The following is a 19,482-nucleotide window of genomic DNA, read 5'->3' on the forward strand; positions in this document are numbered from 1 at the left end:
AACTTAGATTAGAACACCAGCAGTACATTATCTATTTTAGCCCTCTGATCCTTAATACTCTTTTTCATTACCTCTAGCGCATGATCCGAAATCTGCCAACCTAATGGCAACACAGGCCAGTTGCCCGCAATCATCTCCCTTGTGGGCTGAATTTTATTATAACTCCATCCTTTCATTTTTTGTCGCGCTACCATCACCTTATTAATTGTATCAGCCTTAAGTGCATTACTGCTGATGGTCTCCAAAATCCCCAATGCCGGAGCTACTACCTCATACAAATTCTTATCTTGAGTTGGATACTCAACAGATAGAATGCTATTAGAAATCGAAAGTACATTTATCGTAACATTAAGTCCAGCAAATTCTTCTTCTGCAAGTATTCGTTCAAATACAGCAATCACCTGCCGTGAGGTCTCTGCGCCAGAATTTTCCAGCGTTCCGCCATCAGTAAAATGATGCTTCTCATCAAACTTACCTGTCGGACATACATACGGAAAACGCGCACTCAGGAAAGCAGCCGCAGAAAGTGGCAGATCAAGTTTTTTTGCCCTCATCAAATCCTGTATAAAAACACAACTAGGAAAATCATCCTTCTCTAACAACACAGGAGCAACAATCCCTTTCTTACCTGTATTAATATCATAAGTATTGGAAAAAAGCAAGGGCAAGTCCATATTATTATTCTTCCAGGCCTCTCTTAAGGAAATATCATAATCCATTCCAAACTTATCCTTCAGTATGCTCTCAAAACCTCGTTCCTGTAAGCGGGAACGGTCATCATACCAATTCCCTCCAATCATAGTCATAAACAAGTCCCTCCCAAAAACCCCTACTACATTCGCTGTCAGGTAATCGTACTCATATACCTTGGTGTTATTAGGATAAAACCTTCCAGAAGAAATACTATCCCTGGCCTTAAGCCTGTCTGCCGTTAAAAGAGAAAAACCTATAGTCCCGCCAGATGCCCCAGAAAAGGAAAATACATGATGCTGGAAATCATCACTTATCCGCTTACTGCCACGCGAGGCAAGAACCAGCGAATCCAGTCCACCCACAACCATGGTGGCCCAAACAGAAGCCCTGATCCCACCACCGTAAGAATTCAAAAAAAACACGGGGTAAGGTTTATTGTGCTCAGCCTGATACGTCGCAATCTCTCCTCGTCGATGCTCCAACCAACTGCGGATATGAGTAGATAATGCCACTGGCGCTTCGCCTTTGGCCACAACTGTGTTTACCTTATGAAAATCACTTATCTTCACATACGAGACCAAAAATCCTATTAACAGAAGCAGCGTTATCCATTGCACTTTAGTCCGTTTACCTAAAACAAGCAGATAAGAGAATATCAGCGCATAACAGATCAATGCAGCAATAACAATGGCAAGCGTAAAGAACCTAAACTTGGCAGTAAGCGTAAAGAGTATCGGGGGGATATTAAACAGAATAAACACCACAGCCAGCAGCAACCCAACAACGAGTACAACAGGTGCAACCTCTATATTTTGCACAAACGAAATTTTAGTACGATAGGTGGTAGTAATCAGAAAAGCAAAAGATAATAAAAACAGATCCAGAGAAAGATAAGAAAGCCGACCATACTGCTCCACTTTCATATCCCTGATAAAATAGAAAGCGATCATCAGGCAAAAAAAGAATACCATAACAGTCATATAGCGCAAAGCGGAAAACACCCCACGTGGAGCAAAAAAAGAGTCCAGTGTATTGTGTTTTAACATTTTCTGATAACCAACCAAGGCAACCAGCAATATGACCATCACCGGCACATCATCCAAAAGGTAAGGCATATGGTACTGCTGCATGGTCTTTAGAATACCCACTGCCGGGATCAAAAAAGTAAGCGCCCCCAACAGCCGCGCATAATTTACCGAGTTCTTTCCAGCTATCACAAAACCCTTTGGTACCGTCAACATCAGGTCAGTAAACCCACCGGCATATAGCTTAGGCAGATACCAGTTCAGTACCGCTAAAACTGAGATAACAAAAAGGAAGATTATGGTTCCCCAAAAAGAAGTATTAATCGTAATCAACAGATCCTGACCCTGATCAGAAAAGATCAAAAATCCAAATAGCACAAAAAGTACAATCAGTACTATACGAAACATCCATCCCAAACGTAATCCAAATAAAAAGTTATCCGATAAACCCGAAAGCCAGCCGGTAAGCCGTTTAAAAACACTAATGGACCAACCAAAACAAAACAGCGTTAAAACCAGGAGAATAAACTTAAACAAGGCAGGAAAAAAAACATAGGCTGCCACTCCGGATTTCACAAAATCACTCAGCTTATCTGGCGAGGGATCTTCTGGATTTAACCTTTTAAACAGATCAATAGATTCCAGGATGTAGTAATTCTCGATAAGATCCAGTATACCGATCACTATTACCGTTCCCGAAAACAGCCAAAACTGGCTGCTTGTAATTCTGTCTTTTGAAGGATAAAGGTTCCGGTAATAATGCAAAAACAACAAAATCAGTCCAAACACATAAAAAAGTATAAACCAATAGTCTGCATGCGTCTGACGTTCTACCGCATCCACGCCCCTAATCCTTTCCCCAGGCTCACTATACTTAATCTTTTTACCTGGCGACACAGTGCTATCCATTGTCACCGAGTCAGCAGGGTTTGTCCAGTCCCGCTCAAAAACATAATTTTCGGGGCGGTTCCATTCCGAAAAAATCCGGTATTGAATACTATTGGATTTGGTAAGTTCCAGTGAAAGAATCCCCGAGGGCGCACTGTCTGAGAAAAGAAGATGATGATTTCTGCTGGTCATACTTCCCGTAATCAACAAACCGGCAATTGCTACAAGGGATAGCAGTTTGAATAGTTTCATACTGAGAGATTAAGATGATTTATAATAAATCTACTTCATAATAGATTGGTAACCAACCTACTCATCGTCAAACAACTATTGTAAATATCCAAATATGCATTGGTAACCACAACTAAAATATTTTATATTTGGTTAACCAAATAAACCATAAAGTGAATAAGAGAATTATTATCGCATTGATGCTATGTCTTGTGGTATCAATAGGCAGCTTTGCTCAATCAAAAAAGAAATCTGTAAGCACAGGCACCTCAAAAGCCAAACAGTCAGTTCAAAAAGCTGCAAACACAGCTCATATTGGTACCTGGAGACTCATTCGCAAAAAATCACTTTTGAAGATGGCAGGATTACTACCGGCGATAGTAGTAATGTATTCACACGAAAAATATTAACTCCTACAACGTTTGTAGTTATCATTGAACAAAAGATCCCAAGTGAGGGCGATAAGAGAAAATGGCTACCTCAGTTGCAGGTGGGCACTATACGCTTGTGGACGGTAAATATGAAGAGTTGACAGAGTATGCCGCATTTGATGGCTTTGAAACCATGAAAGTAAACTATATTGTAACGGTTGATGGCGACAAATTACATACAGTGGGTACTGTAGGCGGACCAACAATTTACGACGAAACATACATCAGGGAAGATTAAAGTTGCTTTTTACATTTAATTAAAAAGAACGGCTGGCTCTCACTGATTTCTGTAATTTCAAGTAAACCTGCCTGGTCAAACTCTGCATGGATCGATTCCCTGTCATAAAAATACATGTTTACTCCATCAAATATTTCATAACGATCCTTGCTAATAAACTTGCCTTGTCCGTAGGTATGCGCTTCTTTTGAAATACTCGTAAATACCATATAGCCATTCTCTGACAATTGATTATAGCAGTTGCGAATTAGCTTTTCCCTTTCAGCACTGTCTAATAAATGAATTAAAGCATAACAGAATATCCCGTCATATTGGTATTTGTCAAATGGCATATCAGTTACAGAACCATGATGGATAACCATATCTGTTCCGTAATGCTTCCTCGCCATTTCAATTGCAGTTTTTGAAATCTCAATTCCAGTTACCGTTATTCCGTTTTCTTTGAAAATTTGCGCATTCCTTCCGTAACCAATTCCAGGTATCAATATATTTTTCACTGATTTCTGAACAAAAAAATCTTTTGTCAATACAGCAGATTTTGCCGGTTCAAAGCCCCACATCTCCTGCTTTTCGCCAAAGGCTGATTCCCAGAACTCTGGTTTTTCGGGTTCATTAACCATAATCTTATATACTATTGAGTATGCAATTTACCAAGAATACTCAACAGCTCACAACACAAGGCTCGGTACACTAGTAATTAAACAATCAAATGACCAAGACCCTAGTTCAGCCTGATTTAAATAGAATCAATTTTCGTTTCAACTCTTTTCCAGACTTCTGTGAATCCAAGGCTTTCTGCCCCATCTTTGCCCTCTACCAGCCCATTCAGAACGAGTAGCTTTTTATCATCACTAAACTTATACCTCAGTTTATACGTTTTACCGGCCAAGGCATATGTTGAGCCTTGTATTTCGCTCTTAATAGTTTCAGTATAGGTCTGAAGGTCATTAACTGTATAATTACCCTGATGAGTAATTATAGATCCATTTTGAGTAATCCGCAGGTTAAAAAACTTACCATCTACATCAAAGAATTTCAGCAAACCTGGAACTGCAACCCTGCTTTCGGAACCGTTATTGGCCAATCGGGTTAGTTCCCATGCACCGTTAAATAAAGTGGAATTAGTCTCTTGTGCAGAAAGTTTGGTAAAAGAGACTAATAGTAAGAAAGCAATTGTGATGCTTTTGAGCGTTAATTTATTCATGTTTTTTTGTTATAACACGAATATAAGAAATCAGACTAAAATCTAGATTTTTTTTTCATAATCCTGTCATCACATTACCTCACAGTAGAAATATTTAACAATATTCGTAGGATGGGAAGAGAAGAGAGATAAATACTAAATTTGAGGAACAGGTAGAAATTTTAACAGAAGGGAGTACCAAGGGCATAGAAGAACTATTGCTTGACAGAGCGGAAAAGAAAGGACTCAAAAAAGGAAAAAAAGAAAAAAGGCATCATGTCGTTGAAAACCTAATTATTAAGCTTGGACTATCCGACGAACAATAGCAGATCTAGCGAAAGTGTCTGTTGACTTTGTTAAAAGTATACGCGCACAGATTAATAAATAATGGAATATACGCTACATTCCTCACTCAACTTTTTTCACGTTTACATAAAAGTCACTATCAATAATTAAGGATGAATTGTTGTTTGGCTCTATATGCATCTCTTTCCACCTGGTGGTTGAATAAAGCCATTTATCACTTGTAAGATTCGTTTTAATCGGTATTGCAAAATCCGACAAACAATTGCTAAAGCGATACCTCAATATGTTGTCCTGTGTGCTGTACTCAAAAGTAGGAATATCTTTCTCTCGCAAATACTGATTAAAGAATGGCTGTAGATTCTTATCTAAAGTTTTACCGATAAACTTTTCAACCTCAATTGAGTTCACCGTTTTATGATAAAACTCACGGTTAACAGCCCTTAACATCCTGCGGAACTGCTCATCATTATCTACAATAGTCCGGAGCATATGTACAATTGTCCAGCCTTTTAAATACATGTGTCCACCAGCATCCTCATAAATTCCATAACGTCTGATGAGTGGTTCCGTATTCTTAATCCGGCGAATAGTTCTAGCTTCAAAGAACTCTTTAGCTGCCTTTTTACCATATTGACTTTCAATAAAAAGCTCTTCGGCATACCCTGCAAATCCTTCCTGCAGCCATCTGTCAGTTACATCTTTTGTTGTAATGCTGTTCCCAAACCACTCATGCGCCACTTCGTGAACCACCAGCCTATCAGTCTTTAAATCCCAGGCACTTAGGTATTTTGCATTTATCCTGCCCAGCTTAAATCCATTACCATAGGCTACTGCGCTTTGATGTTCCATACCTGGATAGGGTGCTTCAACCATTTTAAAACTATCTTCGTAAAAAGGATATGGTCCAAACCAGTATTCAAAAGTTTTTAGCGTTTTGGCAACCTCATATTTCAGGTAAGAATGAACCTTTTCTTTGTTGTAATCAATTACCCAATAGTCGGTAGTTAAATTGCCTTTTTCGCCTTTATATATTCCAGGAACCTTGACATACTTTCCCACATAAAAAGCCAAGCCATAATTATTTATTGGATTTACTGTGTGCCATTTATAAGTAATGGTTCCATTGCTATTTACTATGCGGTCTTTTAATCTGCCATTACCTACAGCAACCAAAGTATCGGGGACGTTGATTGCTAATGAAGAACCATTATCGGGTTCGTCGCCTTGATGTAGTTTGCAGGGGAACCAAACACTGGCACCAATTAACTGAGATCCCAGGGTGATCCATGGCCTCCCTATTGAGTCAAGTTTCCATGATATACCACCATCCCATGGTGGATTGGTAGATTCTTTAGGCGCTCCTGAATAAAAGATATCAATGGTAGCCTGCGATTTAACCCTTAAATCAGGAACCTTAACAAACCATACATTTCCTTCCTTTTGAACAGCGATCTTTCGCTGTTTAAACAGTACGCTATCAATTGCTAGTGGTTCTTGCAAATCAATCTGCATAAACCTGTTATTATTACTTTTTATTACTTCAAAGGTGATACTATTTTTACCCTGAATTATTTTTCTTCCAAAATCAGGCTCAATGGCCAATGCGTAATATTTTATATCCCACCATTCTCTGTCTTTAGTTATACTACCCTTAAGTGTATCTTGTCGGGAAGGGATACTCACAGATTGAGCAAATAACCCGACTTGATGGCAGCTTAAAATCAGCAGAAACAGTAGAAATCTTGACGGCATATATTTTGGTGAAATTACGATTCCGGTATTCATTTCGTTCAACTTAGTTGGTAAAACTTTACAGCAATTATTTTTTTATAAATTTAGGATAATCAGCCACATAACTGCTCTACAAATCCAAATAACCTATTGTTTAACCAATATAAATCATCCTTATGTGTACAGGTATTCAAGTTAAATCAGAAAATGGTGCGCCTATCTATGGCCGTACCATGGAATTTGCAAACAATCTAGAATCAGAAGCGCTGCTGATTCCAAAGGGAACTCACTTTAAAGGAGCAGTGCCAAACCCTAAATGGAACGGTTTGAAGTGGGAATCCAGGTATAACATTACTGGTCTCAATGCCAGCGGATTAAAACGGATAATCGATGGCATCAATTCAGAAGGGTTGTGTGTGGGTGCCTTTTACTTCGTTGGCTATGCAGGCTATATGGAAGTGGGCCCACTTGATGCAGAGATATCAATATGTTCTACAGATCTACCTACTTACTTATTGTCTACCTGTAAAACGGTTCAGGAAGTAAAAAAAGCCTTATTAGAAATAAAAGTTAATAAAGGTGCCCATACCGGACCAACCAGTACTCCGGAAGCAGCACAAGAACCTGTTCCCCTGCACTATAACATACATGATGCCTATGGCAATGTGCTGGTGGTTGAATACATAGGTGGTAAACTGCAAACACACGATAACCCCATTGGCGTTTTAACCAACTCACCTGATTACGATTGGCATTATACCAATCTCAAAAACTACATAAATCTTACACCCATTAATAAAGACCCACAGATTCTGAAAAATATGACAGAAGGAGCCATCCCACTTGAGATAAAGCCTACTGGCCAGGGAACGGGTTTCCTGGGAATACCAGGCGACTACACCCCTCCTTCCCGTTTTATTCGCGCAGTAGCCTATTCGCAGCATGCTGAACGTGGTAAAGACAATGAAGATGCAGTGATCCAGGCATTTCACATCCTAAGTGCATTTGATATACCCAAGGGCACTATCATACAGAAAGTAAAAGATAGTGATCCAAGCATCGAATATACTCAATGGACGGTAGTCAGCGATCTGCAAGAACAAAAGTTTTACTTCCATACGGTAGCCGACAGAACCATTCGCATGATCGATCTTGCCAACTGGAAATTTGAGGGTCCGGAGATCGTAACGATTAAACTCGATCAGGGGCCTACAATAATTAACATGGCCAATTATAAAAAAGCAGACGTTCCTGTATCATAGCCTGTTGCCACCTGCCATAGATGAACGGAAATGTTCGTCTATGGTATGTCGTATTTCCCCCTATTATTGTCGCAAATAGACAGCAATGGTGCAGCATTTGGTTCCTAGATTTGTATTGTAACAAAACCTTAGGATATGAAAAAGCATATTATAATCAATCTGTCAATTGCTATTGTTATAGCAGTAATGGCTTCCTGCCAACCGCATAATAAGGACACGCAAAACATTTCAACTGAACAAAAAGAAACGGTTGCCAGGCGCCCCATAACGCCAGCCGACAGCGGCTATGTTGATGTAAACGGGCTAAAAATGTACTATGAAGTTTACGGCGAAGGCAAACCCATTGTACTATTGCATGGCTCCTTTATGAATATACCTTTAAACTGGTCGCACATCATACCTGTTTTTGCTAAAAACCGGAAAGTAATTGTAGCAGAAATGCAGGGCCACGGTCGCACAAAGGATATACCTCGCAAATTTAGCTACGAAAGCATGGCCGACGATGTGTCTGGGTTACTTAAGCACCTCAAAATAGATAGTGCAGACATTTTAGGATATAGTATGGGAGGCGGAGTAGCTTTTCAGTTTGCGGTGCGCCACCCTGAGCAGCTACGCAGACTCGTGGTATTGTCGGGTACTTACCAGCACGACGGATGGTGGCCTGATGTAGAGGATAGTTTTGCTACTATGGATGCAGACATGTTCAAAGGCTCTCCCATCGAAAAACAATACGATAGTCTTGGAAACGATCCTAAAAATTTCCCGGCGTATGTAAAAAAGGTTCTGAGTATAGACCTGAAGCCTTATGATTGGTCTAAGGAAGTGAAAAATATAAAAGCTCCGATATTCATGGCCATAGGCGATGCCGACGGGGTACGATATGAGCATGCACTGGAGCTGTTTCGCGCAAAAGGCGGTGGCAAAATGGGCGATATACATGGACTGCCTAAATCCCGCTTAGCGATAATTCCCGGCACAACACATATCGGCATGATGCAACATATGAATTGGATAATACCAATGATCAATGATTTCCTTGATTCCGACCTCAAACCGACACCTCCTACGTTTTGAGACATCAGGATCTAACAAAGACTTTTCATGATAACCTTCATTTAACTATATTCGTTAACGGTTTCCCTTATCGAAATCATTTAATTTGATAACTATGAAAAGTCTTTGTTTGGGTCTGCTTTTCTCTTCAAGTATTTTTACGCTTAAAGCACAATCAGATACTGCCGTTTTTCGCAGCGTTGCCGCAATCATTCAAAAAAAATATGCGCCGGACAAACGTTCAGTTTATTTTGATCTGCAGTTTAACGGTGATTCGGCAAAATTGGAAAGCACTTCTCAAGAAGCGCTAAAAGAATTTGATAAGGTAAAGCCAAACACACCTTCAATTAAATTCAGCAGCATATTATTACCAGCCCCATCCTTACACGAAATGGAATATGGAGTAGCCAATCTCTCGGTTTGCAACAACAGATCCTATCCAAAAAATGCGGCAGAGATGATGACACAAATGCTGCTGGGCACACCAATTAAAGTATTTAAAAAACAAGGCGGGTTTTATTTAGTGCAAACTCCCGATGGTTATATATCGTGGACAGATGTTGGTGCTATAACCCCCATGAAAAAAACAGGATTTGAAACCTGGCAAAAGGCAAAAAAGGTAGTATTTACGGCCGATTACGGCCATAGCTTTAATGCGCCCGATGAAAATGCACAGCGAGTGTCTGACCTGGTTGCCGGCAATATCCTGCAGTTACTTGGTGAAGAGAAAAAGTTCTACAAAGTAGGTTATCCTGATGGCAGAACAGCTTATTTACCTAAAAGACAAGCCAGCCTGTACCAGGCCTGGGTTACAAGACCCGATCCAAATGCCGAGAAAATTTTAACCACAGCAATAAGCCTGTTGGGCGTTCCTTACCTATGGGGCGGCACTTCGGGTAAGGGTGTCGATTGCAGCGGCTTCACCAAAATGTCTTTTTTCCTAAATGGCGTTATTATCCCGCGCGATGCCTCGCAACAAGCCTTAATCGGTCAGCTTGTCGATGTTTTAGAAAACGACAGCATCAGCGTAGATAAGTGTTTAAGAAATCTGCAACCCGGAGACCTATTGTTCTTTTCGGCAGCCAAACGTAGAGGAGTTAATAATGGAAGGATAACTCATACCGCCATTTATATGGGTAAAGGCGAATTTATCCAGGCGGCTGGAATGGTTAGGATTAACAGTTTTGTACCCTCTGCAAATAATTATGATAACAGGCAAAGCGCTACACTTGTTGGAGCAAGAAGAATATTAACCGATATAGGCAAACCAGAGATCACCAGAATAGACCAACACTATTGGTATAAATAGACTACTCTATTTTATTGAACCGCAGATGCATAACCCTGCCATCATTAACTTCAAAACCTTTGATCTGATTTTTATTGTCACGTAATATCTTCAAATGGCCCATCCACCAAAAATCACTACGTAAATGATCCTTTCCTATAAGCCTTAATTTAGTGTCCTCGTACTTATTATTAGTTAGTATTAAGTCCCTGCCTTTTAACATAATCTCGTACTTACAGTCCAATTCGGGGCAATAATACGTACCCGCATAGGTTTGCAATTGTTTTTCAGTATAATTAGCTGATGACACATACTTAAGCAAAGAACGCTTCCCATCTGGCCACCATTGTTTAATCAGCGTATCTCCCGGGCTTATTGTACTGAACAAAAACTTTACATCAGGTGCATTAGCTACCATGAAAGTATCTCTTCCTGCATTTAATAAAAGATCGGTCTGCCCGTACCGCTCCCAATACAATTTCTGGTTGTTCAAATTAAAACTAAACTGTGCTCCATCCTCAGAAATATAATTACCGGAGAATTTCGCTGCCCTAACCACATCTTTTAAAACGGCCTTACTGGTGTCAATTGCCGATGCAACGGGCTTAGTTGCTTTTTTGGCGGTATCTTTAACAAAGAGACTAGTCAATTCATAACCTTTTCGGCCAATGTCAAAATCCCCAACATTGCTAAAAATAATAAAACCCATTTTCAGATCAGGAAAACTGGTCGCAAATGTTCTATAACCAGCATCGGCTCCGTTATGCGAGTACTGCCTCCAGCCTTGGAACTTGTTTACAACAATTCCCAATGCATAGTCAGATTCTTTGCCGCTGTTCAGCTTACCTTTTTGCGTCAATAATCTAATGTCTTCTGCTGTACCCACCGTAGGCTTGTAAAAGTTTACCAGCCATTTAGCCAAATCATTTACATTGGTAAACAGACTGGTTGCCCCTGCGTTTGAATACGATAAAATACTATTGTTAAAACCACCACCTTCGCGCGGGTAATACGAGTAAGACCGATTTTTTACCACCTCTGTATAATCATCATGAAAGTGTGTATTGTTCATCCCCAGAGGTTTAAAAATCACAGAATCTGTAAACTGTCTAAGCGTTTTGCCAGTAACAGACTTTACAATTTCAGCCAGCATGGTAAATCCACTGTTCGAGTAGGTATACTGATCTCCGGGTTTAAAGTTTAGTGCTTTCTGCTTACTAAGCAATTTTACAATCTGCTCCTGTTTAATTACATCATCAAGCCTGGTGCCCGATATGGCCAGCAACTGCCATTGATCTCTAATGCCGCTGGTATGATTCAGCAAGTGCCTGATCGTAATTTTTTCTTTCAGATCCGGGAACCAGGGAAGATATTTATGAATGTCGTCATCTAGCTTGAGTTCCCCCTGTTGGGCTAGCAAAACAATTGCATAAGCTGTAAATTGTTTAGAAATAGATGCCATATGGTAAATGGTTTCGGGTGTATTTGGCACACCATATTCCATATTTGCCAAACCATAACCCTTAGCATAGATCAACGAATCATTGCGTACAATTCCAATCACACAGCCAGGTGTATTCGGCGTATTCCATTTCGTAAATAAACCATCTATTTTTTTTGTAATAGAGTCCGGTAACGCTTGCGCGTTTACCCTTAATACGGGTATCAGCGAGCATAAAAGCAGGATGACAAGTTTCTTTTTGTGGATTTGCATGAGCGTGTGTGATTGGTAATACCTAATATACAGATTGTATTCTATTTTCCTTTTGTTAGATTTCTATCATTTAGTCTTTCAATAATTAAGAATGCAAAATTCCTAACGCCAACTTTTATACTTTCTTCATCAACATTAAAATTAGGTGCATGATTCATTGCCACAATTCCTTTTTCAATATTAGAACCGCCTAAGAAAAAATAAACACCTGGCACTTTTTGCTGAAAGTAGGCAAAGTCATCATTAAAATAAGGAACCTGGCCATAATCCGGCACAACGAAACTGTCTCCATAAATTCCATTTAGTGTCTTTATTGCACTTTTGGTCAATTTCTCATCATTAACTATAGTTGGGTTTTCCTGTATAAACGAAATAGAGAGCAGTTTATCTCTATATCTTTCTTCTCCAATTAATTGTTCAATTTTAGGTATGATTTTTTGGAGGTTCGATTGATTTGTCTCGTATAAATACGTTTCTAAAAAAAGCTCGTTCTTTTCTGAATAGATATTAAATTTCTCATCCATAATCAGATAGTCCTTAAAAATCGTATTTGGATTCATTAATCCTTTTGCAGGGTCATCTATGTGCTGTATTTCCCAGGGCTTACCATTGATTTGCGAACGAGATAATGAGGTGTATATTTTCCTTGCAAGCTCACTGGTTTCTTCTTTGGACAACTCATTTTTCAGCTTAATTCTTATTCGTTTCTGGAAGGCAAACATTTCATTTGGTTTAACCATAATTTGTCCCACAGGCAACGAAGTTACATGCAAACCATAAATTTCATCAGGATTGATTATCGAAAACAAACCTTGTTCAATCAGTTTTCTTGCCCCAACAAATGTTTCTTCTTCCGGTTGAAATATAAAATATACCGTTCCATTTACTGATTCTTTGTTTTTTGCAAGTATTTCTGCTATTCCTAATCCGATTGCCAAATGTACATCATGGCCACAACCATGCTGTACCCCTTTTATTTTAGACTTAAACTCAAGCTCGTCAGGAAAATCACTTGGCAAAGCGTCCATTTCAGCTCTCCATGCTATCTTCTTTCCTTTTTTTTCTCCGTTTAGAATACCTATAATACTATGCCCGTAAATATCTGTTTTAACTTCAATGCCTAAATCCAACAAATATTTCTCAATGATTTCCCGGGTATGTTTTTCATTCCCTGCCAATTCAGGATTTGCATGAAAATCCCTTCTGATTTTCACCAGCTTATCATAAATCTTGTCGGTCTCAATTCTAACTAATTCACGAGTTAAAGACTCTTTTTCTTTTTGTGGATAGCCAAAAAGAGCTATTATTAGTAAGAATAATAGAAGTTGTATTTTCATATTCCCAAATTAGACAGCATATCGATGAATTAGTTACCGGTATATCCCTAGTTATTTCCGAATAATTTTTTGATTTCATTCTGAGTTTGTGGGAATGCATATAATTAACAAACTTTGCATCACTATGGAATTCACTTTTAGAAAAGCAACATTAAGTGATTTGCCCCAAATATGGGCGATTCTGCAAAAAGCAATCCTACGCAGAAAAGGAGATGGCAGTAACCAATGGCAGGATGGTTATCCAAACCCCGCAGTGATTGAAAATGACATCGCTAAGGGAGCTGGTTTTGTAATGGCCAATGGAGATATCATCGCCGGGTATTGCGCGATTCTGATCAACGAGGAGCCAGCATATGCAGAAATAAAAGGAAAATGGTTAACTAATGCTAATTTCGTAGTCTTTCACAGGGTTGCAATTTCTGAAGACCATCTTGGCAAGGGGCTATCCGGAAAGATGCTGAACTTCATTGAAGATTTCGCGCTAAAAAACAATATACAAAGCGTTAAAGCCGATACTAACTTCGATAACGGAGCCATGCGACACGTTTTTGAAAAAGCGGGTTACATTTACTGTGGCGAAGTATTTTTTAGAGGCAGTTCCAGAATGGCTTATGAAAAAGTGCTGAATAACACCTCACTTAAATTTTAGTGCATAAAAGGCGCCCGTTTTTGCTATTAGTTCACCCATTAACTTCATCACATTTTCCTTAGTATCGCTTAAATAAAACACATAAGCGCTGGCTAAATCTTTTTTAAAAAGCGTTACCATTATACAATATTTATATTCAGTACCAAAAGAATTATTGCCCATCGGAATTATTGTAGTACTTCCCCAATCAGCACCAAACTCCCTTTTCACAGCTTCAGGAGGGAAAGGGTTTGAGCCCATACCCTCAGTAGGTTTTCCACCGGCAACATTCATAGCAACTGCTGTTGAAGTAACTTTAGCGCTGAATTCGTCAACACCGGATTTTTGCGGTATAATGCCCTTTCCACCAGCATATGCTTCAGCAACGGTGTATCCCGCCGGAGCTATAGAATACCTAACCTCAAACGGCTGATCTTTGAAGGTAATTGCATACTCGTAATGCATCTGCCTGTTTTTTACCAACGGCACCGGCATTGCATCTTTAGGCATTGTAAATGACATCTTTGCCAGATCCAGTACGTTTTGAAAAGTGTCTGGTAATGTAGATTTATCGCCACCCGCAACTTCTGCTAATGACTGGGCATTTAACATGCTGCCTGTTAAAACCAGCAACATAAAGATTTTGAGCGTTTTCATATTTTAATATTTGGTTGTCTTAATATACATTTTTTATATGAACAACCGTTCGGATATGAACTCATTTTATTTTATCATAATAAACGAATTCTGAGCATCCCCTATCCATTTGTATTTATAAATGGTGCTCTGCTCCTGTCCGTCTTTACCTTTTTTATTGTGCGAAATATAAAACAACCCATCGCCTAAAGGGCATAAACCTGTGGCCCCCCATTCAAAGCGCCATCCCCTGATGCCGGTATTAGCGTCTTTCAGGCCAGCTTGCAACAACGAAAGGGTTTGAACTTTTATCATTTCATTGCCTAATGATATTTGGCTTTTAGCAGGCTTTTGATGCGCATCTATCACAAACAAGTCGTAATTTGGAAACTGCGTTTTAGCACCACGATATACTGCGGCAAAAAAGTTTCCGGTATAAGCATCATAAGCCAGATTTTGAATGCCATAGCGGGTGCTACCAGTTTTTACAAAGTATTTCTCTAAAGGCTTTTCCGGTCCCGAATGGTGCAACTTATCCTGCGATAACTGCTGTCCGTATTTGTTCCAATTGGCAATATCGTACTTTAATAAAACCTGATGGTCATTATCGTCTCTGTCGGTATCACCATAAACACCATACGCAACGTATAAATATTTTTTATTGGTATCAGAACTCCCTATTGCCGGGGCAAAGGCAACACCATCAATTCCAGAACAGGCAAACCTGTGTGGTTTTGTATCATTACCAACCTGTACGCTGTCTTGGTAATCTTTTACCGCTTCCTTTATGTAAACAGTGCGTAGCAAATCTTCTTTCTCGGCACTCATATTAGGCCGCACAATGCCCGAACCATCAAATATCGCGATATAGAAGCCATTTTCATTGTTGCTTTGCACCCCCAATGATTTCCTGATCCCCTTACCAATAGCATCATTTTTATATTCCAGTGATCCATATATCTTCCCATCCGCAGTATTAAAATCCAAATCGCCAAGGTGCCCTATAAAACCCGTTACACTGCCTATCAGTTTGCCTGAAAGATCCATCTTAATCAGCCTATCTGTAAAAGAAAAATAAACATACCCGTTAGCTTTATCTACAGCAACACCTTGCACGTGCATCTTACCCTGTTCGCCTGAATAAACTGAATCTGGTAAACTTGTTATATTTTGAGATCGGGCGCTCAATACTAGAATTATAAAAAAGACGGGTAGCAGGAGTATTTTTTTCATATAGATTGTGAACAGTAAAATTAATTAAATTATGCGGATGTAGATTTATTATTGTAACTATCTTATTATGATGGATGTATGGCGTCAAAATTGTTGTTTAGAAATAAACTTAGGGGCATGATTCGATTTTTCATCTTTACATTAATCATCACCTTAATATCAATTGCAAGGTTGTATGCCCAGACTAGTGCAAATATCACCGGAATAGTTATCGATTCAATCACCAGAAAACCTCTTGATTATGCAAGTGTGGCCTTACTGAACCAGATTGATAAAAAAGTTATTAATGGAATGCAAACTGGTATAACCGGACAATTCAGTTTTTCGTCCTTACCGCCTGGTAAGTACATACTGAAGGTTGGGTTTGTAGGATACCAGAATTACGAGCAACAAAATATTATACTTACTGAGGGACAGAAATTAGATCTTGGAAATATCAGACTCCGCATATCGGGTGGAAGGATTTTAAAGGAGGTTATTGTTAATGCGCCCCCTACCGGTATGGTAATAGGCATAGACCGTAAAGTCTTCAACGTAGACCAAAGCCTGATAAGCCAGGGCGGCTCGGTTACGGATCTGCTTTCAGATATTCCTTCTCTTTCAGTAGATGCGGATGGCGCTGTAAGCCTAAGGGGTTCGAGTAATGTAAGGATACTCATCGATGGGAAGCCATCGGCAATGGCCGGAAGCAACGTCACCCAGGTATTACAATCGCTTCCTGCAAATTCAGTTCAGCGTATTGAAGTAGTTACCAATCCGTCTTCCAAGTACGACGCCGAAGGACAGTCGGGCATCATAAACATTGTACTAAAAAAAAACCTGCAAACCGGGCTTAATGGTATAGCAACCGTTTCCGGAGGCTTATACAATAATTATAATGGAGGCCTTTCATTGAATTACAGAGACAGCACTTTCAACTATTACGGCAATTACGATTTCAGACGAAGCCGGAGACTTGGCGATGGAAAGAATGCAACAAGGTATTTTGAAAATGATGCATTGATAGAGAATAATACAGAAGGTGAGCGGTCTGACCTGGGACACTCTGCAAAACTTGGAGCCGATTATTATATTAATCAAACCACTACAATCGGCCTCTCCGGTAATTTCAGTATTCGTGACAATAAACGCAACCAGGACATTTTTTACAGGTACCAAAACCTGCCCGACCTGGACGGCACAAGCACCAGGTATTCCCGACAAACGGAGGATGATTTTGGATATGACATTAACCTCGATTTTAAAAAAGAGTTTAAGCGCTCTGGTGAGGAATTGACCGTTAATGCATCTTACGGACGCAATAAAGAAGATGGATTACAAGAGTTCAATCAAAGTTTCAGTAACACCGCCACACCGGCAGACAGGCGTATAAACGATACATACGAGAAGGGTGACAATGTCAATTTACAGCTAGATTATGTCCTGCCCTTTAATGAAGAAAGTAAACTGGAAGCCGGTTATCGCACTTCAATCGAAAATGAAGATGAGTCACAAATATCCACGAAATTTGATCCGCAGAGCAACAGTTTCTTACCCGACTATGATGTGAGCAATAATTTTGAGTTGCAGGAGGCTGTCCACGCTGTCTATGCTAATTATCAGAACAAGATCACAGAGCGTCTGGGTTACCAGATAGGCATGCGGGCAGAACAGGCATACCTAAACACCAAAACTATTGCATTTGACCCTGATATTCCTGCAGAACAAAGAGAAACACCTGGTCGTCTTAGCTATTTCCGTGTATATCCAAGCATTTTTTTGACACATAAACTGTCCACAGATCAGCAAATTCAGCTTAGCTATTCCCGCAGGGTAAACCGCCCTGGCGGTGGTCAGGTAAATCCGTTTGTCAATATTTCAGATCCGCTAAATATTCGCCAGGGAAACCCAAATCTCCGTCCAGAGGATATTCACTCATTCGAACTTGGTTATAGCACATCCTTGGGAAAAACATCATTAACCTCATCAGTGTATTACCGCAGGGTGAATGATGTGATACAAAATATTACGCAACGTGCTGAAGGTTCAAGTGGCGCTACCATTTCACAATGGATGAATATCAGCAGAAATGAAGCAACGGGTTTTGAGTTTATTTCAAAAACCAACCTGGGTAAATCAATAGACTTTACAGGAAACTTAAACCTGTATTATAACAAGTTTAAAGGCAGCAGTGATTTTAATGTCCCCGCCAGAGATGGCTTTAACTGGGATGCGAACCTGTCTTCCAACATTCGCCTGTCATCAAAGCTGTCCGCGCAATTCCGTTCAAATTACTATGCACCACGAGTACTTGCACAAGGCAAATCAATAGGGAACTTTGTCATGGATGCGGCCATGCGACTTAGTGTTTTAAACAATAAGGGGAATATACTATTGAATGTAAGGGACGTGTTTAACCAGCGCAGGCATGGTGGATTTACGCAAACCACCCTATTTACCAGAAATTTTGAAGACAGAAGAGCATTCCGTATGGCATTTCTTAGCTTTAGCTACCGATTTGGAAATACGGATACCAGAGAGGACAAGAAAAAATGGACTGAAGAGGAAAATGATGAGCAAGAGCGGTAAGTTATTGAAGTACACAAAAGAAAACTATCTTCATATCACTAATACAAAGTAAACAATGGCGCCAGATCAGAAATTTGTTGATTTAATTGTTGATCAAATACAAGGAATACAGATCACCTGAAAGATTCTAAAGATGCCAATTCTTTGTTTAAGTTACTAACACCGTATAAGAGAAAAGTAATTTATATCGACATCTGGGGTACTTGGTGCGGACCGTGCAGGGAAGAAATGAAAGATGTGGGGACTGCAAAAGAGGCACTTAAGGACAAGAATGTGGTGTTATGTATTTTGCTAACAACTCTTCTGAAGGCCTATGGAAAAACATGATCAAGGGTCTGAATCTAACTGGAGAGAATATGGTTGACTACAGACACCTGATCAACAGCAATCTTTGATCGAAAGAAGGCTTTGAATTAATAGTTTTCCGACCTATATGTTAGTAGATAAAGAGGGAAATATTGTCAGCACTACGGCACCAAGGCCAAGTGAGCCTGCAAAATTGGCGCAAACTGTGAACGAGTTATTAAAATAATATAAATAAGCACTGCCCGCTATTGGACAGTGCTTAAGTACTATTTCAGAGAATGAAAACCAATTTGGTTGCCTTCAGTATCTTCAGCCACACCACAGAAGCCATATTCTCCAAGTGACATTTTTTCGGCAATCACCTTACCTCCTGCAGCAGCCACTCTTGAGAGCTCAACTGCGCAGTCAACAGCATGAAAATAAACCAATGTGCCTCCTGGACCTGGCTTGCTCATGCTTGATTTACACAATGTACCACTGCTCCCAGGGCCCAGCATATCTCCAGGGAATGCAAGCATTTCAAAGTAACAAGGATCGTCTTTGTCAACTTTCATATTTTCAGGCGTTGGTAGTTCAGATAGTTGAACCTGCAATACCGCCTCATAGAATTTCTTAGCTCTGACCAGATCGCTTACGCTGATTTCTGTCCAGACAAATGGGTTTTTAACTGTCATGATTCTAAGTTTTATAATGGATTAGTTCCATTAATACTAAGATCCTAAAATATAGCA

General features: G+C 39.7%; 17 protein-coding genes. 8 read left to right on the forward strand and 9 right to left on the reverse strand.

The genetic code is table 11. The annotated features are described in order from the left end of the window. Positions 1 to 8 precede the first annotated feature (8 nt). The gene (locus AC6CH7_RS12295) at positions 9 to 2,858 is read right to left on the reverse strand and encodes a hypothetical protein (protein WP_498262998.1); all 2,850 of its coding nucleotides are present in this window, start codon (positions 2,856 to 2,858) and stop codon (positions 9 to 11) included. Between the two features lie 152 nt (positions 2,859 to 3,010). On the opposite strand from AC6CH7_RS12295, the gene AC6CH7_RS12300 reads away from it, so the two are divergent. Both AC6CH7_RS12300 and AC6CH7_RS12305 read left to right on the forward strand, forming a co-directional pair. Continuing rightward, positions 3,011 to 3,247 (forward strand): hypothetical protein, encoded by a 237-nt coding sequence (locus tag AC6CH7_RS12300; RefSeq protein WP_498262999.1) that lies wholly within the window; start codon positions 3,011 to 3,013, stop codon positions 3,245 to 3,247. A 61-nt stretch (positions 3,248 to 3,308) separates the two neighbouring features. After that, positions 3,309 to 3,506, forward strand: coding sequence for a hypothetical protein (locus tag AC6CH7_RS12305; protein WP_498263000.1), 198 nt, complete (start codon positions 3,309 to 3,311; stop codon positions 3,504 to 3,506). On the opposite strand, the gene AC6CH7_RS12310 is transcribed toward AC6CH7_RS12305, so the two are convergent. From AC6CH7_RS12310 to AC6CH7_RS12320, 3 genes are all read right to left on the reverse strand, one after another. Next, entirely contained in the window at positions 3,503 to 4,126 is a 624-nt protein-coding gene (locus AC6CH7_RS12310; RefSeq protein ID WP_498263001.1) for a class I SAM-dependent methyltransferase, read from the reverse strand. The genes AC6CH7_RS12305 and AC6CH7_RS12310 overlap by 4 nt on opposite strands. Before the next feature lie 116 nt (positions 4,127 to 4,242). Beyond that, entirely contained in the window at positions 4,243 to 4,710 is a 468-nt protein-coding gene (locus tag AC6CH7_RS12315; RefSeq protein ID WP_498263002.1) for a DUF4488 domain-containing protein, read from the reverse strand. Between the two features lie 387 nt (positions 4,711 to 5,097). Beyond that, positions 5,098 to 6,780 carry a M1 family metallopeptidase gene (locus AC6CH7_RS12320; protein WP_498263003.1) on the reverse strand — a complete coding sequence of 561 codons (1,683 nt, stop codon included), beginning with the start codon at positions 6,778 to 6,780 and terminating at the stop codon, positions 5,098 to 5,100. 122 nt (positions 6,781 to 6,902) lie between these two features. Here AC6CH7_RS12320 and AC6CH7_RS12325 point away from each other — a divergent pair, with 122 nt between their 5' ends. The 3 genes from AC6CH7_RS12325 to AC6CH7_RS12335 all read left to right on the forward strand — a co-directional run bounded on the left by AC6CH7_RS12325 (position 6,903) and on the right by AC6CH7_RS12335 (position 10,350). Continuing rightward, on the forward strand, positions 6,903 to 7,988 hold the full coding sequence (locus tag AC6CH7_RS12325) for a linear amide C-N hydrolase (RefSeq protein WP_498263004.1): 1,086 nt from the start codon (positions 6,903 to 6,905) through the stop codon (positions 7,986 to 7,988). Between the two features lie 135 nt (positions 7,989 to 8,123). Next, positions 8,124 to 9,062 (forward strand): alpha/beta fold hydrolase, encoded by a 939-nt coding sequence (locus tag AC6CH7_RS12330; RefSeq protein WP_498263005.1) that lies wholly within the window; start codon positions 8,124 to 8,126, stop codon positions 9,060 to 9,062. Positions 9,063 to 9,156: 94 nt separating this feature from the next. Continuing rightward, a complete protein-coding gene (locus AC6CH7_RS12335; protein ID WP_498263006.1) occupies positions 9,157 to 10,350 on the forward strand; it encodes a C40 family peptidase in 1,194 nt (397 codons plus the stop codon). A gap of 1 nt (position 10,351) precedes the next feature. Here AC6CH7_RS12335 and AC6CH7_RS12340 read toward each other — a convergent pair whose 3' ends face one another. Together AC6CH7_RS12340 and AC6CH7_RS12345 are read right to left on the reverse strand one after the other, a co-directional pair. Next, entirely contained in the window at positions 10,352 to 12,043 is a 1,692-nt protein-coding gene (locus AC6CH7_RS12340) for a serine hydrolase domain-containing protein (RefSeq protein WP_498263007.1), read from the reverse strand. Positions 12,044 to 12,084: 41 nt separating this feature from the next. After that, on the reverse strand, positions 12,085 to 13,380 hold the full coding sequence (locus AC6CH7_RS12345) for a M20 metallopeptidase family protein (RefSeq protein ID WP_498263008.1): 1,296 nt from the start codon (positions 13,378 to 13,380) through the stop codon (positions 12,085 to 12,087). A 124-nt stretch (positions 13,381 to 13,504) separates the two neighbouring features. On the opposite strand from AC6CH7_RS12345, the gene AC6CH7_RS12350 reads away from it, so the two are divergent. Further along, complete coding sequence (locus AC6CH7_RS12350; protein WP_498263009.1) at positions 13,505 to 14,029, forward strand: GNAT family N-acetyltransferase; 525 nt, start codon at positions 13,505 to 13,507, stop codon at positions 14,027 to 14,029. Here AC6CH7_RS12350 and AC6CH7_RS12355 read toward each other — a convergent pair. Next, positions 14,015 to 14,665: a hypothetical protein gene (locus AC6CH7_RS12355; protein ID WP_498263010.1), complete on the reverse strand. Its 651-nt coding sequence runs from the start codon at positions 14,663 to 14,665 to the stop codon at positions 14,015 to 14,017. The genes AC6CH7_RS12350 and AC6CH7_RS12355 overlap by 15 nt on opposite strands. A 66-nt stretch (positions 14,666 to 14,731) precedes the next feature. After that, the gene (locus tag AC6CH7_RS12360; protein WP_498263011.1) at positions 14,732 to 15,877 is read right to left on the reverse strand and encodes a hypothetical protein; all 1,146 of its coding nucleotides are present in this window, start codon (positions 15,875 to 15,877) and stop codon (positions 14,732 to 14,734) included. 117 nt (positions 15,878 to 15,994) lie between these two features. Between AC6CH7_RS12360 and AC6CH7_RS12365 the strand changes: the two genes are divergently transcribed. Together AC6CH7_RS12365 and AC6CH7_RS12370 are read left to right on the forward strand one after the other, a co-directional pair. Next, positions 15,995 to 18,445: a TonB-dependent receptor domain-containing protein gene (locus AC6CH7_RS12365; protein WP_498263012.1), complete on the forward strand. Its 2,451-nt coding sequence runs from the start codon at positions 15,995 to 15,997 to the stop codon at positions 18,443 to 18,445. Positions 18,446 to 18,562: 117 nt separating this feature from the next. Next, positions 18,563 to 18,772, forward strand: coding sequence for a redoxin family protein (locus tag AC6CH7_RS12370; protein WP_498263098.1), 210 nt, complete (start codon positions 18,563 to 18,565; stop codon positions 18,770 to 18,772). A gap of 245 nt (positions 18,773 to 19,017) precedes the next feature. Here AC6CH7_RS12370 and AC6CH7_RS12375 read toward each other — a convergent pair whose 3' ends face one another. Further along, complete coding sequence (locus AC6CH7_RS12375; RefSeq protein WP_498263013.1) at positions 19,018 to 19,425, reverse strand: VOC family protein; 408 nt, start codon at positions 19,423 to 19,425, stop codon at positions 19,018 to 19,020. Positions 19,426 to 19,482 lie beyond the last annotated feature (57 nt).

It is taken from the genome of Pedobacter sp. GQ55, from assembly GCF_059758925.1.

Excerpts from the sequence above, each read along its gene's own strand:
- AC6CH7_RS12295 (WP_498262998.1), bottom strand. The coding sequence starts at position 2,858 with ATGAAACTATTCAAACTGCTATCCCTTGTAGCAATTGCCGGTTTGTTG.
- AC6CH7_RS12305 (WP_498263000.1), top strand. The coding sequence starts at position 3,309 with ATGGCTACCTCAGTTGCAGGTGGGCACTATACGCTTGTGGACGGTAAA.
- AC6CH7_RS12310 (WP_498263001.1), bottom strand. The coding sequence starts at position 4,126 with ATGGTTAATGAACCCGAAAAACCAGAGTTCTGGGAATCAGCCTTTGGC.
- AC6CH7_RS12315 (WP_498263002.1), bottom strand. The coding sequence starts at position 4,710 with ATGAATAAATTAACGCTCAAAAGCATCACAATTGCTTTCTTACTATTA.
- AC6CH7_RS12320 (WP_498263003.1), bottom strand. The coding sequence starts at position 6,780 with ATGAATACCGGAATCGTAATTTCACCAAAATATATGCCGTCAAGATTT.
- AC6CH7_RS12325 (WP_498263004.1), top strand. The coding sequence starts at position 6,903 with ATGTGTACAGGTATTCAAGTTAAATCAGAAAATGGTGCGCCTATCTAT.
- AC6CH7_RS12330 (WP_498263005.1), top strand. The coding sequence starts at position 8,124 with ATGAAAAAGCATATTATAATCAATCTGTCAATTGCTATTGTTATAGCA.
- AC6CH7_RS12335 (WP_498263006.1), top strand. The coding sequence starts at position 9,157 with ATGAAAAGTCTTTGTTTGGGTCTGCTTTTCTCTTCAAGTATTTTTACG.
- AC6CH7_RS12340 (WP_498263007.1), bottom strand. The coding sequence starts at position 12,043 with ATGCAAATCCACAAAAAGAAACTTGTCATCCTGCTTTTATGCTCGCTG.
- AC6CH7_RS12345 (WP_498263008.1), bottom strand. The coding sequence starts at position 13,380 with ATGAAAATACAACTTCTATTATTCTTACTAATAATAGCTCTTTTTGGC.
- AC6CH7_RS12350 (WP_498263009.1), top strand. The coding sequence starts at position 13,505 with ATGGAATTCACTTTTAGAAAAGCAACATTAAGTGATTTGCCCCAAATA.
- AC6CH7_RS12355 (WP_498263010.1), bottom strand. The coding sequence starts at position 14,665 with ATGAAAACGCTCAAAATCTTTATGTTGCTGGTTTTAACAGGCAGCATG.
- AC6CH7_RS12360 (WP_498263011.1), bottom strand. The coding sequence starts at position 15,877 with ATGAAAAAAATACTCCTGCTACCCGTCTTTTTTATAATTCTAGTATTG.
- AC6CH7_RS12365 (WP_498263012.1), top strand. The coding sequence starts at position 15,995 with ATGATTCGATTTTTCATCTTTACATTAATCATCACCTTAATATCAATT.
- AC6CH7_RS12375 (WP_498263013.1), bottom strand. The coding sequence starts at position 19,425 with ATGACAGTTAAAAACCCATTTGTCTGGACAGAAATCAGCGTAAGCGAT.